The sequence below is a fragment of the Pseudomonas sp. MUP55 genome, assembly GCF_034043515.1.
Taxonomy (GTDB): domain Bacteria; phylum Pseudomonadota; class Gammaproteobacteria; order Pseudomonadales; family Pseudomonadaceae; genus Aquipseudomonas.
Map to the genome: position 1 here is coordinate 5,533,344 of NZ_CP138214.1, position 14,066 is coordinate 5,547,409.

The following is a 14,066-nucleotide window of genomic DNA, read 5'->3' on the forward strand; positions in this document are numbered from 1 at the left end:
TGGGAGGGGGCTTGCTCCCGATGGCGGTGTACCAGTCACTTGATCCATCGGCTGAACCACCGCCATCGGGAGCAAGCCCCCTCCCACATTTGGACCGCATTTCAGTCATCTGTCTGCTTGGCGGCTGGCAAGGTAAAACCCGACACCGACCTGCGCAACTGGCTCGCCATTTTCGCCAGGTTACCAATGCTCTCGGCGGTCGCCGTGGAACCGGACGAGGTCTGCGTAGTGATCTGCTGAATCACATTCATGGTCAGCGAAATCTGCCCCGCCGACGAGGTTTGCTGCTGCGCCGCGTTGGAGATGCTCTGGATCAGCGCCGCGAGGGTTTTGGATACGCCCTCGATCTCTTCCAGCGCCACCCCGGCGTCCTGGGCCAGTCGCGCGCCGCGCACCACTTCGGTGGTGGTCTGCTCCATGGAAATCACGGCTTCGTTGGTGTCGGCCTGGATCGCGCGCACCAGGGTTTCGATCTGCCGCGTGGCGGCCGACGAGCGTTCGGCCAGCCGTTGCACTTCATCGGCCACCACCGCGAACCCACGCCCGGCATCCCCGGCCATGCTCGCCTGAATCGCGGCGTTCAAAGCGAGGATGTTGGTCTGGTCGGCGATGTCGTCGATCAGGCTGACGATGTCGCCAATCTCCTGGGACGACTCACCCAGGCGCTTGATGCGCTTGGCAGTGTCCTGGATCTGTTCGCGAATGTTGTCCATGCCATGGATGGTGTTGTGCACCACCTCGTTGCCCTTGTTGGCAATCTCCACCGAGCGTTCAGCCACCGCCGAGGACTCGGCGGCATTGGCCGAGACCTGGTCGATGGACTGGGCCATCTGGTTGATTGCGGTGGAGGCTTCGGCGATCTGCTGGGCCTGATGCTCCGAGGCCTGGGCCAGGTGCATGGCGGTGGCCTGGGTGTCCTGCACCGCGCCGGCGACTTGGCCGGCGGTGAGGTTGATGGTGGCCACCAGGTCGCGCAGTTGGTCCACCGAATAGTTGATCGAGTCGGCGATGGTGCCGGTGAAGTCTTCGGTGACCGAGGCCGTAACAGTCAGGTCGCCGTCGGCCAGGTCTTCGATTTCGTCCAGCAGACGCATGATCGCGTTCTGATTGCGCTCATTCTTTTCAGCGGTTTCGTGCAGTTGGCGGTTGGTCTCACGCACCATCACCAGGCCGATCAGGATGATCGAGGCCAGCGCCAGCAACCCCAGCACATAGCCGCCGAGGGTATCCAGGCTGCGCCCGCCGGCCAGGTTTTCGAAACCGGTGGCCAGGTGCGAGGCTTCATCGAGCAGGGTTTGCGACAGGTTGAAAATACGGCTCGCCGAAGCGCGTACCTGGAACAGCTGGGGCGAGGTTTCGAGAATTTCATCCACGGAACCCGAGACGAATTCGAACAGTTCGGCGATTTCGCCCAACCGCGCACGGGCGTCGGGGTCTTCAACCTGGGTGATGCGCAGGCCCGGGTTGCCATTGAGCATGCCATTGAGCACCACGCCAAAGCGATTGGCGTCGCGACCAAAGGCATCGGCGGCCTGCACGGCGGTTTCATCGCCGGCAAGCACGGTGTTGACCGCGCCGAGGATGCGCTCGGCCAGCAATGACTGGCGCTGGGCCAGTGCCACCTGGCTCGCCGGGGCGCCGCGCTGAAGCAGAATGTCGACGACTTTTTCCGACTCTATCTGCAACTGCGGCACGGTTTCGGCCAGGGTGGCGGCCACTTGGTGCAACGACAGCACGGTCTGTTCGCTGGCCAGAATGGCGTCGGTGTTTTTCAGCAGGGCTTCCCAGTCGGTCTGCACCGCACGCATTTCAGCGCGCACGGCAGTGGGCGCCGCCGGCAGGCCGGTTTGCGGGTCGCCTTTTTTCAGGTAGCCCCAGCGCTGCGCAAAGTCATTGCGCGCCTCGCCCAACAGTTTGAACGCGGCGGCCTTGCCGGCGGCGGCTTCGGTGGCGTTCTTGGCGATGCGCTGGGACAGCACCCGCAGCTCGCCGGCGTGGCCGATGTACTGTTTGTCGTAGGTGGACTGGGTGTTGAGGTAGGCGAAGTTGGCGAACAGCAGCATGATGAACACGATCAGTGCAATAAACAGCACGATGATCTGGGAACGGCTGCGCGAGGCGGCCTGGGGCTTGGGCGTGGTCACGGTGGTCATGCGGCAACATCCATGAAGCCTGGGGCCTGGGCCAGGGCGAAGGGACTGAAGACCTGCCACTGCGGGTCGCCATCGAACTGGCCCTGAATAAACGGCGCGCCGCTGGCGGTGCTCGCCACCCAAGCGTCCAGTGCAAAATGCTGCATGCCCACCACCTCGTCCACCAGCAACCCGACAAACAGGTCGTTGAATTCCACCACCAGCACTCGCCGTTGCTTGCGCGCCTTGGACAATTCCTGGCCGAGAAACCCGCCCAGGTCCAACACCGGCAGCAAGCGCCCGCGCAGGTTGGCCACGCCTTTGACCCAGGGTTTGACTCCCGGCATCAGGGTGCAGCGCGGCTCATGCAACACTTCGGCGACTTCGCCCATGGGCGCCACATACCAGTGCTGCCCCAGGCGAAAGCCAATCCCGCTCCAGCGTTGCAGGCGGGTTTCCTGGGACGGCAGGTCGGCAGCCAGCAGGCGGCAGCGGCGGTCGATGTCCAGCAGCAGCTCAAAGGCGGTTTGCGACTCGGTCATGATGGCGTGCCGTCAGCCGGCCAACACCTTGTTCAGCGTGGCGATCAGGGTTTCTTCATCGACCGGCTTGGTCAGGTAGTCCTTGGCACCCTGGCGTGCACCCCAGATCTTGTCGGTTTCCTGGTCCTTGGTGGTGATGATGATGATCGGGATGCCGTTGGTTTCCGGCTCCTTGGACAACTGGCGCGTGGCCTGAAAGCCGTTGAGGCCCGGCATCACGATGTCCATCAGCACGGCGTCGGGTTTTTCCTGGCGGGCCAGGGCCACGCCGTCCGCGCCATTCTCGGCTTTCAACACCTGGTGGCCGTGCTTTTCCAGCATGCCGGTCAGTTTGTACATTTCGGTCGGCGAATCGTCGACGATCAGAACACGTGCCATGGTTTTCCCCGCTACATTGGTCGGCGCCGGCCCTCGGGGGGCGGCGTCAGTGTGCTTGTTCTACTGCGGCGAAGGCAGGCACATAGGCCTTGATCGCGCTCAGCAGTTCTTCCTTGCTGAAAGGCTTGGTCAAAAACTGATCGACACCCACGATACGCCCCTTGGCCTTGTCGAACAGGCCATCCTTGGAGGACAGCATGATCACCGGGATCGACTTGAACGCCGGGTTGTTCTTCACCAGGGCGCAGGTCTGGTAGCCATCCAGGCGCGGCATCATGATGTCGACAAAGATAATGTGCGGGTGATGGTCCACGATTCGGGCCAGGGCATCGAAACCGTCGATGGCCGTGATGACCTCGCACCCCATGTTCTTCAACAGCGTCTCGGCGGTGCGGCGGATCGTTTTCGAGTCGTCGATCACCATCACTCTCAAGGCGTTGGAATGCTGTTCCATAGTTGCTCTACCATCGCCACAGCGAATCGGTTTTCGGTGTGTAATGCCTGATGTCTCACAGGATGAGCGCTGCAAGCCTTGGAATTCAAGGGCTGCTGCGCCGTGGCAGTCTTTTTAGCACAGTCTCCGGGCGCAATCTATCGAGGCGCCCGCCTGGTGGTTTTTCCTTGACCCACAACAGCCGCAGCGCCACTCTGACGCCACTTTTATGCGCCCCAATTTGCTAGAGGAAATCCCCCATGAGCGTTCGCGTCGGCATTGTCATGGACCCTATCGCCAGCATTTCCTATAAAAAGGACAGCTCGCTGGCCATGCTCCTGGCCGCCCAGGCCCGCGGCTGGACCCTGTTCTACATGGAGCAGCGCGACCTTTACCAGGGCGACGGCGAGGCCCGCGCGCGGATGCGCCCGCTGCAGGTATTCGCCAACCCTGAAAAGTGGTTCGAACTGCAGGATGAAATCGACAGCCCCCTGAGCGATCTGGACGTGATCCTGATGCGCAAGGACCCGCCGTTCGACATGGAATTCGTGTATTCCACCTACCTGCTGGAGCAGGCCGAACGCGCCGGCGTGTTGATCGTCAACAAGCCGCAAAGCCTGCGCGACTGCAACGAAAAGCTGTTCGCCACCCTGTTCCCGCAGTGCACGCCGCCGACCGTGGTCAGCCGCCGTGCCGACGTGCTGCGTGAATTTGCCGCCAAACACGGTGATGTAATCCTCAAGCCGCTGGACGGCATGGGCGGCACCTCGATCTTCCGTCATCGCACCGGCGACCCCAACCTGTCGGTGATCCTGGAAACCCTGACCGCCCTGGGCACCCAGCAGATCATGGGCCAGGCTTACCTGCCGGCAATCAAGGACGGCGACAAACGCATCCTGATGATCGACGGCGAGCCGGTGGATTATTGCCTGGCGCGTATTCCGGCGGCCGGCGAGACCCGTGGCAACCTGGCGGCCGGTGGTCGTGGCGAGGCGCGGCCGCTGTCGGACAAGGACCGCTGGATCGCCGCTCAAGTCGGCCCAACCCTTCGCGAAAAAGGCCTGCTGTTCGTAGGACTTGATGTAATTGGCGAGAACCTCACCGAAATCAACGTCACCAGCCCGACCTGTATTCGCGAAATTGATAACGCTTTCGGCACCAATATCGGGGAAATGTTGATGGCTGTGATTGCCGAAAAGCTGCAAGTTGCAAGCTACAAGCCGCAAGCTTAAGGCAAACCGCGTTTAAGCCTGCAGCTTGCAGCTTGCAGCTTGTAACTTGTAGCTTGAAGCTAAAAACCAACATTGCGCTATCATGCCGAACCCCGATACACGTGATGTTGGTTTTTATGCCTCTGCCGTCCGAACTGCCCCCAGAACTCTCCCATAGCGGCGTGCGCCCGGCTGATCGGCTCGGATTTACCCTGTTTCTGGCGGCACTGATTCACCTGGCACTGATCCTCGGCCTGGGTTTTACGATGGTCGAACCCAAGCAGATCACCAAAACCCTGGAAATCACCCTGGCCACCTTCAAGAGCGATAAAAAGCCCGAGAAGGCCGACTTTCTTGCCCAGGAAAACCAGCAAGGCAGCGGCACCCTCGACAAGAAGGCCGTGCCCAAGACCACCGAAGTGGCGCCGTTCCAGGACAACAAGGTCAACAAAGTCACCCCGCCGCCGGCACCCAAGCCGCAAGTCAAACAGGCCACGCCCAAGGCTGCCGTGACCACGGTTGCGCCCAAACCGCAAAAAGCCCCGACCCAGCGCGAAAAGACCAAGACCGAACCCACACCCGAGCCCGTCAAGCCGGCGCCAACGTTCGACAGCTCGACGCTCTCCGACGAAATTTCCAGCCTGGAAGCCGAACTGGCCCACGAACAACAGCTCTACGCCAAACGCCCGCGCATCTACCGCTTGAACGCCGCCTCCACCATGCGCGACAAAGGCGCTTGGTATAAGGATGAGTGGCGCAAGAAAGTCGAGCGCATCGGCAACCTCAACTATCCGGAGGAGGCACGTCGCCAGCAGATCTACGGCAATTTGCGTTTGCTGGTGTCGATCAACCGCGACGGTTCGCTCTATGAAGTGCAGGTATTGGAGTCGTCCGGCCAGCCATTGCTGGACCAGGCCGCCCAGCGCATCGTGCGCCTGGCCGCGCCCTTCGCGCCGTTTACCGGCGATTTGAACGACGTGGACCGCCTGGAAATCATCCGCACCTGGAAATTTGCCAGGGGCGATCGGCTTTCCAGTAACTGAATCGCCTCGCCTCCTGTAGGAGCGAGCTTGCTCGCGAAAAATTCAAGACCGACGCCTCCATTCAGAACGAGCGCATAATCGTTGACGATCTTCGCGAGCAAGCTCGCTCCTACACTTGTCAGTTCGCCCCTCCAACGCCACACTAGTGGGCATGAAAAATGTCAGCCCGACCTACCTCAAGCACCATTTCCTGATCGCCATGCCCCATATGGCCGACCCGAACTTTGCGCAGACCTTGACCTATATCGTCGAGCACACCGCCAATGGTGCCATGGGGCTGGTGGTGAACCGCCCGCAGGAGCTGAGCCTGGCCGATATCCTTGAGCAACTGCGCCCGGAAATCGATCCTCCCGCCAGCTGCCAGGGCGTGCCGATCTACATTGGCGGGCCGGTGCAGACCGAGCGCGGTTTCGTGTTGCACCCCAGCGGGCCGAAATTCCAGGCCACGGTCGACCTTGAAGGTGTCTCACTGTCCACGTCCCAGGACGTGTTGTTCGCGATTGCCGACGGCGTCGGCCCCGAGCAAAGTGTGATCACCCTGGGCTATGCCGGTTGGGAAGCAGGGCAACTGGAGGCCGAACTGACCAGCAATGCCTGGCTGACATGCCCGTTCGACGCCGACATCCTGTTCAACACCGCCAGTGAACTGCGCCTGGAGGCCGCCGCCGCCAAGCTGCGGGTCAACCTCAGCCTGTTGACCAGCCAGGCGGGGCACGCCTGATGGCCTTGCGTCTGATCCTGGGGTTTGACTACGGCACCAAGCAGATCGGCGTGGCGGTAGGCCAGGTGATTACCGGCCAGGCCCGCGAGCTGTGCACATTGAAGGCCCAGAACGGCGTGCCGGACTGGAACCAGGTCGAAGCACTGATCAAGGAGTGGAAGCCCGACGCAGTCGTGGTCGGCCTGCCCCTGAACATGGATGGCACGCCCAGCGATATGTGCCTGCGCGCCGAAAAGTTCGCGCGTCGCCTCAATGGCCGCTACAACCTGCCCTTCTATACCCACGATGAGCGCCTGACCACCTTTGAAGCCAAGGGTGAGCGCCGTGACCGTGGCGGACAGAAAGGCAGCTACCGCGACAACCCGGTGGACGCCATCGCCGCCGCCCTGTTGTTGCAGGGCTGGCTGGATGAAAACACCGCTTTATTTGAATCCTGACCCGCCGCGATCCTGTGGGAGCGGGCTTGCCCGCGAAGAACGTTAACGATACCGCGTGAAGGCTGGATGAACGCGGTGCCCATGAGTTTTTCGCGAGCAAGCTCGCTCCTACACACTTAATAAGGAGCCACCATGAGCTTGCCCAATCCCGCCGAACTGATCAGCCAGATGGCGACACGCCTCAAGGCGCACCTGGAACACCGTGGCATCCGCGCACCGCGCTTTATCGGCATCCGCACCGGCGGTGTGTGGGTAGCCCAGGCACTGCTGCAAGAGCTGGGAAGCGATACGCCCCTGGGCACGCTGGATGTGTCCTTCTACCGTGACGATTTCAGCCAGAACGGCCTGCATCCGCAAGTGCGTCCCTCGGAGCTGCCGTTCGAGATCGAGGGCCAGCACCTGGTGCTGATCGACGACGTACTGATGAGCGGGCGCACCATCCGCGCGGCCATGAATGAGCTGTTCGACTACGGTCGCCCGGCCAGTATTACCCTGGTGTGCCTGCTCGACCTGGATGCTGGCGAATTGCCGATCAGCCCGGATGTGGTCGGTGCAACACTGTCTTTGGAAGCCCACCAGCGGGTAAAATTGTCCGGTCCCACGCCGCTCGAACTCGAACTGCAAGACCTTGCCCTTTAAACCGCCTTGTAAAGAGTCCCCGCGATGACGCCTCTAGATGCCAAGCGCCCGCTGCAGCTCAATGCTCAGGGCCAGTTGCAACACTTTCTGTCCCTCGATGGTTTGCCCCGCGAACTGCTCACCGAAATTCTCGACACCGCCGACTCGTTCCTCGAAGTCGGTGGCCGGGCGGTGAAGAAAGTCCCGCTGCTGCGCGGCAAGACCATCTGCAACGTGTTCTTCGAGAACTCCACGCGCACCCGCACCACCTTTGAACTGGCGGCCCAGCGGCTGTCGGCCGACGTGATCACGCTGAACGTGTCCACCTCCTCGGCCAGCAAAGGCGAGACCCTGCTCGACACCCTGCGCAACCTGGAGGCCATGGCCGCCGACATGTTCGTGGTACGCCACGGCGACTCCGGCGCCGCGCATTTCATTGCCGAACATGTTTGCCCGAACGTGGCGATCATCAACGGCGGCGATGGCCGCCACGCCCACCCGACCCAGGGCATGCTCGACATGCTCACCATCCGTCGGCACAAGGGCAGCTTTGAAAACCTCTCGGTGGCCATCGTCGGCGACATCCTGCACTCGCGGGTCGCGCGCTCGAACATGCTGGCCCTCAAGACCCTCGGCTGCCCGGACATTCGCGTGATCGCACCGAAAACCCTGCTGCCCATCGGTATCGAGCAGTACGGCGTGAAAGTCTTCACCGACATGGCCGAAGGCCTCAAGGGTGTCGACGTGGTGATCATGCTGCGCCTGCAACGCGAGCGCATGGCCGGTGGCCTGCTGCCGAGCGAGGGCGAGTTCTATCGCCTGTTCGGCCTGACCACCGCACGCCTGGCCGGCGCCAAGCCGGATGCCATCGTGATGCACCCCGGCCCGATCAACCGCGGGGTGGAAATCGAGTCGGCGGTGGCCGACGGTCCGCAGTCGGTGATTCTCAACCAGGTGACCTACGGCATCGCCATCCGCATGGCCGTGCTGTCCATGGCCATGAGCGGGCAAACCGCGCAACGTCAATTCGAGCAGGAGAACGCCCAGTGAAGCTCAGCATTCTCGGCGCCCGAGTCATCGATCCGGCCAGCGGCCTGGATCACGTTACCGACCTTCACGTGGACGCCGGCAAGATCATCGCCATTGGTGCCGCGCCCGCAGGCTTCAACGCCGTTGAGAGTATCGACGCCAAAGGCCTGATCGCCGCGCCTGGGCTGGTGGACCTCAACGTCGCCTTGCGCGAGCCGGGCTACAGCCGCAAGGGCAACATCACCAGCGAAACCCGCGCCGCCGCCGCCGGTGGCGTGACCAGCCTGTGCTGCCCGCCGAACACCAAGCCGATCCTGGACACCTCGGCGGTCACCGAATTGATCCTGGACCGCGCCCGTGAAGCGGGTAATTGCAAAGTGTTCCCTGTCGGCGCGCTGAGCAAAGGCCTGGACGGCGAGCAACTGGCCGAACTGATCGCCTTGCGCGATGCCGGTTGCGTAGCGTTCAGCAACGGCCTGGAAAGCTTTCGCAGCACCCGTACCTTGTGCCGCGCCCTGGAATACGCGGCCACCTTCGACCTGACGGTGATCTTTCATTCTCAGGACCGCGACCTGGCTGAAGGTGGCTTGGCCCATGAAGGCGCAGTGGCCAGCTTCCTCGGCTTGCCGGGCATCCCGGAAACCGCGGAAACCGTGGCCCTGGCCCGTGACCTGTTGCTGGTGGAACAAAGCGGCGTACGCGCGCACTTCAGCCAGCTGACCAGCGCCCGCGGCGTCGCCCTGATCGCCCAGGCCCAGGCCCGCGGTTTGCCGGTGACGGCAGACGTGGCGCTGTATCAGTTGATCCTGACCGATGAGGCGCTGATCGACTTCTCCAGCCTGTACCACGTGCAACCACCACTGCGCACCCTGGCTGATCGCGAAGGTCTGCGTGCAGCGGTGAAATCGGGCGTGGTCTCGGCGATTTCCAGCCACCACCAGCCCCACGAGCGCGATGCCAAGCTGGCGCCGTTCGGTGCCACCGAGCCAGGCATCAGCAGCGTCGAACTGCTGCTGCCGCTGGCGATGACATTGGTGGAAGATGGCTTGCTGGACCTGCCGACGCTGTTGGCACGCCTGAGCACCGGCCCGGCCGAGGCACTGCGCCTGCCGGCGGGTAAGCTGGCGGTAGGTTCGGCGGCGGACCTGGTGCTGTTTGACCCGGCCAGTTCCACGGTGGCTGGCGAGCACTGGCTGTCCAAGGGCGAGAACTGCCCGTTCATCGGCCACAGCCTGCCGGCTACGGTGCGCTACACGCTGATGGATGGGCGCATCAGCTACCAGGCGTGAAGCCGATCTGAAGCGAACACAAAAAATGTGGGAGGGGGCTTGCCCCCGATTGCGGTGGGACAGTCAGCTCATCTGTAGCTGACCCACTGCTATCGGGGGCAAGCCCCCTCCCACATTTTGATCTTCACCAGACTTAAAGATCAGCGTCCAGCATTACGCTCGGCATTGCGTATCGAAATCTGGCTGTTCAGCGTCCAGAAGTCATACAGCACCCCAATCAGGAACAAGCCACCGGTCAGCAGGTAGATCAGGCCGGTGATCCATTTGCCCTGGTACATCCGGTGCACACCGAACACGCCCAGAAATGCCAACAGGATCCAGGCCACGTTGTATTCGATGGGCCCGGCGGTAAAACGCAGGTCGGCTTCACGGTCCATGGCCGGGATCAGGAACAGGTCAATCAGCCAGCCAATACCCAGCAGGCCAAAGGTGAAAAACCAGATCGTTCCGGTCACCGGTTTGCCGTAATAAAAGCGATGGGCTCCGGTAAAACCGAAAATCCACAGCAGGTAACCGATCACCTTGCTGTGGGTATCTTGATGCGAACCAACCTGTTGATAGGTGTTCATGAAGTACCTCTTTTCACTCGATAGATAAATTTGTTCATTTTTTTTGTGACTTTTTTACGGGCGCCCGACGCACGGTAAATGTTATCTTCCCCGCCTCAAAGCCTTATACCGCCTGGCTTGTGTAGGACAATTGCGGCGAATCGTCGCGTTTTTCCTGAATTTGACCCCCAGGTTCAGTCGACAAACGGCCTGGGAACGTCACAAAAACCTGTTATAAAGTTGCGCGCAAACCCATAAGAGCCACGCCTAATGCGACCATTTTTCAAGACATGGCTAACCATTTGCCTATTAATGCCACTGGCCGCCCACGCCACCAATCGTGAGCAACGTCTTCCAAACGTTAACGGTTTCACCCCTAAAGTTCATAGCACGCCCAGCACCGCAAAATCGGTAAAGCCGACCGTCAGCCGCCCGACTCAACTGAGCAAGGCCCACGGCAAAACGCTTTCCACCCAGCTGGCCGTCAATACCAAGCAAAGCAGCAACGTCCTCAGCCGCGCCGTCAACGTGCTCGGTACTCCTTATCGTTGGGGCGGCAGCAGCCCAAGTAAAGGGTTCGACTGCAGCGGTTTGGTGAAATATGCCTTCAACGACGTCAAGGCAGTGGATTTGCCACGCACGTCCAACGCCATGGCGGCCGGCCACGGCTTGAAAGTTGATCGCAAAGACTTGAAGCCAGGCGACTTGCTGTTCTTCAAGCTCAAGAGCCGCCAGGTCAACCACGTTGCCATTTACCTGGGCAACGACCGCTTTATCCACGCGCCGCGTCGCGGCAAGTCGGTGAGCATCGACACGCTGAAAAAGCCGTTCTGGGACAAGAACTATGTGATCGCCAAGCGGGTGCTGCCAAAAGAGCAGAACAACAACCTGCGGATCGTGCAGCGCTGATTCCAAGCTGAAATGCAGTCAATGTGGGAGGGGGCTTGCCCCCGATGGCAGAGTGTCAGTCAACAGATTTGTTGGCTGATTTACCGCTATCGGGGGCAAGCCCCCTCCCACATTTGGTTTCATTGTTTGCTGAATCTCATATGTCTGCCGGCACCCTCGCCTTCCCCCGCGCCTCCTCTGCGCTGATAAGCCTCTCACTCACCAACGCCTTCAAGCTCATATCCAGCGTCTTCATGCCCAACGCCCCGCCGGTCTGGATGGCCGAGACCATCTGCGCCACCTTGTCTTCGCGGATCAGATTGCGAATGGCCGGCGTCGCCAGCATGATTTCGTGAGCCGCTACGCGTCCGCCGCCGGTCTTCTTCACCAACACCTGAGAGACCACCGCCTGCAGGGACTCCGCCAGCATCGAGCGGACCATGGCCTTTTCCACCGCCGGGAACACGTCCACCAGCCTGTCTACCGTCTTTGCCGCCGAGGTGGTATGCAAGGTGCCAAATACCAGGTGCCCGGTCTCAGCGGCCGTCAGCGCCAGGCGAATGGTTTCCAGGTCACGCAGTTCACCCACCAGAATCACATCCGGGTCTTCGCGTAATGCCGAGCGCAGGGCCACCGAGAAGCTGTGGGTATCGCGATGCACCTGGCGCTGGTTGATCAACGCCAGCTTCGGCCTGTGGATAAATTCGATGGGGTCTTCCAGCGTGAGGATGTGCTGACGACGATGGCGATTCAGATAATCGATCATCGCCGCCAACGTGGTGGACTTGCCAGAGCCGGTGGGGCCCGTCACCAGCACCAGGCCACGCGGCAACTGCGCGATACGCTGGAACACCTCGCCCAGGCCGAGGCTTTCCAGGCTCTGAACGTCCTTGGGAATCGTGCGAAACACCGCGCCTACACCACGCTCCTGCTGGAACACATTGACGCGAAAGCGCGCGACGCCGGGCAGCTCGAAGGCGAAATCCGTTTCAAGAGATGTTTCGAAATCCTTTTGTTGGTATTGGTTGAGCAAAGGGCTCAATAAATCCGCTACCTGGGACCCTGCCAGTACCGGGCTTTCCAGCGGCCAGACCTCGCCGTCGATGCGCAGCATCGGTGCCAGGCCGGCCGACAGATGCAGGTCGGAGGCGCCGCGGCGCACGCTGGCGGTCAGTAATTCAGTGATATCCATAGGGCTTTCCATTTCCAGTAGAATGCCGCGGACTCCATATCCACGGGCGCAACTTGAATGTCGACGATAGCAGACAACATCGGCCTGGTTAGCCAGCGCATCCGCGCCGCCGCCGACGCCGTGCAGCGTGACGCAAGCGGCATCCACCTGCTGGCCGTGAGCAAGACCAAACCGGCGCAAGCCGTGCGCGAAGCCTTTGCCGCCGGCTTGCATGACTTTGGCGAAAACTACCTGCAGGAAGCCCTGGGCAAACAGGCCGAATTAACCGACCTGCCCTTGAGTTGGCACTTCATCGGCCCCATTCAATCGAACAAGACTCGCGCCATTGCCGAGAACTTCGCTTGGGTGCATTCCGTGGACCGCCTGAAAATCGCACAACGCCTGTCCGAACAACGCCCTGCCGACCTGCCGGCGCTGAATATCTGCATCCAGGTCAACGTCAGTGGCGAAGCCAGCAAGTCCGGCTGTACGCCCGCCGACCTGCCGGCCCTGGCCAACGCCATCAGCGCCCTGCCGCGCCTGAAGCTGCGCGGTTTGATGGCGATTCCCGAGCCCACTGAAGATCGCGCGGCGCAGGATGCGGCGTTCGCCACAGTGCGCGAGTTGCAAGCCAGCCTGAACCTGCCACTGGACACACTTTCCATGGGCATGAGCCACGATCTTGAGTCGGCCATCGCTCAAGGCGCCACCTGGGTGCGGATCGGTACCGCACTGTTTGGCGCCCGCGACTACAGCCAGCCGTGAAATGGCTGACGTTCATTTAGCTAAGGACCTGTCATGAAAGACACGCGTATTGCCTTTATCGGCGCCGGTAACATGGCGGCCAGCCTGATCGGCGGCCTGCGGGCCAAGGGCCTGGAAGCCACGCAGATTCGCGCCAGCGACCCTGGCGCCGAAACCCGCGCCCGCGTCAGCGCCGAACACGGCATCGAGACTTTTGCCGACAACGCCGAGGCCATCCAGGGCGTCGACGTGATCGTACTTGCGGTCAAGCCCCAGGCCATGAAGGCGGTGTGCGAGAGCCTGCGCCCGAGCCTGCAGGCCCATCAACTGGTGGTGTCCATCGCCGCCGGCATCACCTGCGCCAGCATGAACAACTGGCTCGGCGCCCAGCCGATCGTGCGCTGCATGCCCAATACCCCGTCCTTGCTGCGCCAGGGCGTGAGCGGTTTGTACGCCACCGCCAAAGTCAGCGCCGCACAGCGTGAGCAGGCTCAGCAATTGTTATCCGCCGTGGGCATCGCCCTGTGGCTGGAGCAAGAGCAGCAACTGGACGCGGTCACCGCCGTGTCCGGCAGCGGCCCGGCGTACTTTTTCCTGTTGATCGAAGCCATGACCGCCGCCGGCGTGAAGCTGGGCCTGCCTGCCGACGTTGCCGAACAACTGGCCGAACAAACCGCCCTGGGTGCCGCGAAGATGGCGGTGTCCAGCGATGTGGATGCGGCCGAGCTGCGCCGTCGCGTGACGTCTCCGGGCGGTACCACCCAAGCGGCCATCGAATCGTTCCAGGCCGGCGGCTTCGAAGCCCTGGTGGAAAAAGCACTGGGTGCTGCGGCACATCGTTCGGCCGAGATGGCCGAACAGCTGGGTAAATAGTCGTCCCTT

16 protein-coding genes are annotated in these 14,066 nt (G+C 61.7%); 10 read left to right on the forward strand and 6 right to left on the reverse strand.

Going from position 1 to position 14,066, the window contains the following annotated elements; translation table 11 throughout:
• Positions 1-101: 101 nt before the first annotated feature.
• From SC318_RS25010 to pilG, 4 genes are read right to left on the reverse strand one after another with little or no spacing between them, the layout of a single operon-like run.
• Positions 102-2,153, reverse strand: coding sequence for a methyl-accepting chemotaxis protein (locus SC318_RS25010; RefSeq protein WP_306490718.1), 2,052 nt, complete (start codon positions 2,151-2,153; stop codon positions 102-104).
• On the reverse strand, positions 2,150-2,674 hold the full coding sequence (locus tag SC318_RS25015; protein ID WP_124388587.1) for a chemotaxis protein CheW: 525 nt from the start codon (positions 2,672-2,674) through the stop codon (positions 2,150-2,152). The genes SC318_RS25010 and SC318_RS25015 overlap by 4 nt, the downstream gene beginning before the upstream one ends.
• A gap of 12 nt (positions 2,675-2,686) precedes the next feature.
• Positions 2,687-3,052, reverse strand: coding sequence for a twitching motility response regulator PilH (pilH, locus tag SC318_RS25020; protein WP_014720320.1), 366 nt, complete (start codon positions 3,050-3,052; stop codon positions 2,687-2,689).
• Positions 3,053-3,098: 46 nt separating this feature from the next.
• The gene (pilG, locus tag SC318_RS25025; protein ID WP_124388588.1) at positions 3,099-3,506 is read right to left on the reverse strand and encodes a twitching motility response regulator PilG; all 408 of its coding nucleotides are present in this window, start codon (positions 3,504-3,506) and stop codon (positions 3,099-3,101) included.
• A gap of 239 nt (positions 3,507-3,745) precedes the next feature.
• Between pilG and gshB the strand changes: the two genes are divergently transcribed.
• The 7 genes from gshB to SC318_RS25060 all read left to right on the forward strand — a co-directional run bounded on the left by gshB (position 3,746) and on the right by SC318_RS25060 (position 9,833).
• Positions 3,746-4,717 carry a glutathione synthase gene (gshB, locus tag SC318_RS25030; RefSeq protein WP_320428853.1) on the forward strand — a complete coding sequence of 324 codons (972 nt, stop codon included), beginning with the start codon at positions 3,746-3,748 and terminating at the stop codon, positions 4,715-4,717.
• Between the two features lie 116 nt (positions 4,718-4,833).
• Positions 4,834-5,739, forward strand: a complete 906-nt coding sequence (locus SC318_RS25035; RefSeq protein ID WP_306490721.1) for an energy transducer TonB — start codon at positions 4,834-4,836, stop codon at positions 5,737-5,739.
• A gap of 151 nt (positions 5,740-5,890) precedes the next feature.
• Positions 5,891-6,460 carry a YqgE/AlgH family protein gene (locus SC318_RS25040; RefSeq protein ID WP_320428854.1) on the forward strand — a complete coding sequence of 190 codons (570 nt, stop codon included), beginning with the start codon at positions 5,891-5,893 and terminating at the stop codon, positions 6,458-6,460.
• Positions 6,460-6,897, forward strand: coding sequence for a Holliday junction resolvase RuvX (gene ruvX / locus SC318_RS25045; RefSeq protein WP_003195067.1), 438 nt, complete (start codon positions 6,460-6,462; stop codon positions 6,895-6,897). Before SC318_RS25040 ends, ruvX begins: the two co-directional genes overlap by 1 nt.
• Positions 6,898-7,029: 132 nt before the next feature.
• Entirely contained in the window at positions 7,030-7,536 is a 507-nt protein-coding gene (pyrR, locus tag SC318_RS25050) for a bifunctional pyr operon transcriptional regulator/uracil phosphoribosyltransferase PyrR (protein WP_320428855.1), read from the forward strand.
• A 24-nt stretch (positions 7,537-7,560) separates the two neighbouring features.
• Positions 7,561-8,565: an aspartate carbamoyltransferase catalytic subunit gene (locus tag SC318_RS25055; protein ID WP_320428856.1), complete on the forward strand. Its 1,005-nt coding sequence runs from the start codon at positions 7,561-7,563 to the stop codon at positions 8,563-8,565.
• A complete protein-coding gene (locus tag SC318_RS25060; protein ID WP_320428857.1) occupies positions 8,562-9,833 on the forward strand; it encodes a dihydroorotase in 1,272 nt (423 codons plus the stop codon). Before SC318_RS25055 ends, SC318_RS25060 begins: the two co-directional genes overlap by 4 nt.
• Positions 9,834-9,973: 140 nt before the next feature.
• On the opposite strand, the gene SC318_RS25065 is transcribed toward SC318_RS25060, so the two are convergent.
• Positions 9,974-10,402, reverse strand: a complete 429-nt coding sequence (locus SC318_RS25065) for an NINE protein (RefSeq protein ID WP_320428858.1) — start codon at positions 10,400-10,402, stop codon at positions 9,974-9,976.
• Positions 10,403-10,651: 249 nt separating this feature from the next.
• Between SC318_RS25065 and SC318_RS25070 the strand changes: the two genes are divergently transcribed.
• Positions 10,652-11,290, forward strand: coding sequence for a C40 family peptidase (locus tag SC318_RS25070; protein WP_306490727.1), 639 nt, complete (start codon positions 10,652-10,654; stop codon positions 11,288-11,290).
• 136 nt (positions 11,291-11,426) lie between these two features.
• On the opposite strand, the gene SC318_RS25075 is transcribed toward SC318_RS25070, so the two are convergent.
• Positions 11,427-12,461 carry a type IV pilus twitching motility protein PilT gene (locus tag SC318_RS25075; protein ID WP_320428859.1) on the reverse strand — a complete coding sequence of 345 codons (1,035 nt, stop codon included), beginning with the start codon at positions 12,459-12,461 and terminating at the stop codon, positions 11,427-11,429.
• 57 nt (positions 12,462-12,518) lie between these two features.
• On the opposite strand from SC318_RS25075, the gene SC318_RS25080 reads away from it, so the two are divergent.
• A complete protein-coding gene (locus SC318_RS25080) occupies positions 12,519-13,205 on the forward strand; it encodes a YggS family pyridoxal phosphate-dependent enzyme (protein ID WP_124388597.1) in 687 nt (228 codons plus the stop codon).
• Between the two features lie 33 nt (positions 13,206-13,238).
• Complete coding sequence (proC, locus tag SC318_RS25085) at positions 13,239-14,057, forward strand: pyrroline-5-carboxylate reductase (RefSeq protein WP_320428860.1); 819 nt, start codon at positions 13,239-13,241, stop codon at positions 14,055-14,057.
• Positions 14,058-14,066 lie beyond the last annotated feature (9 nt).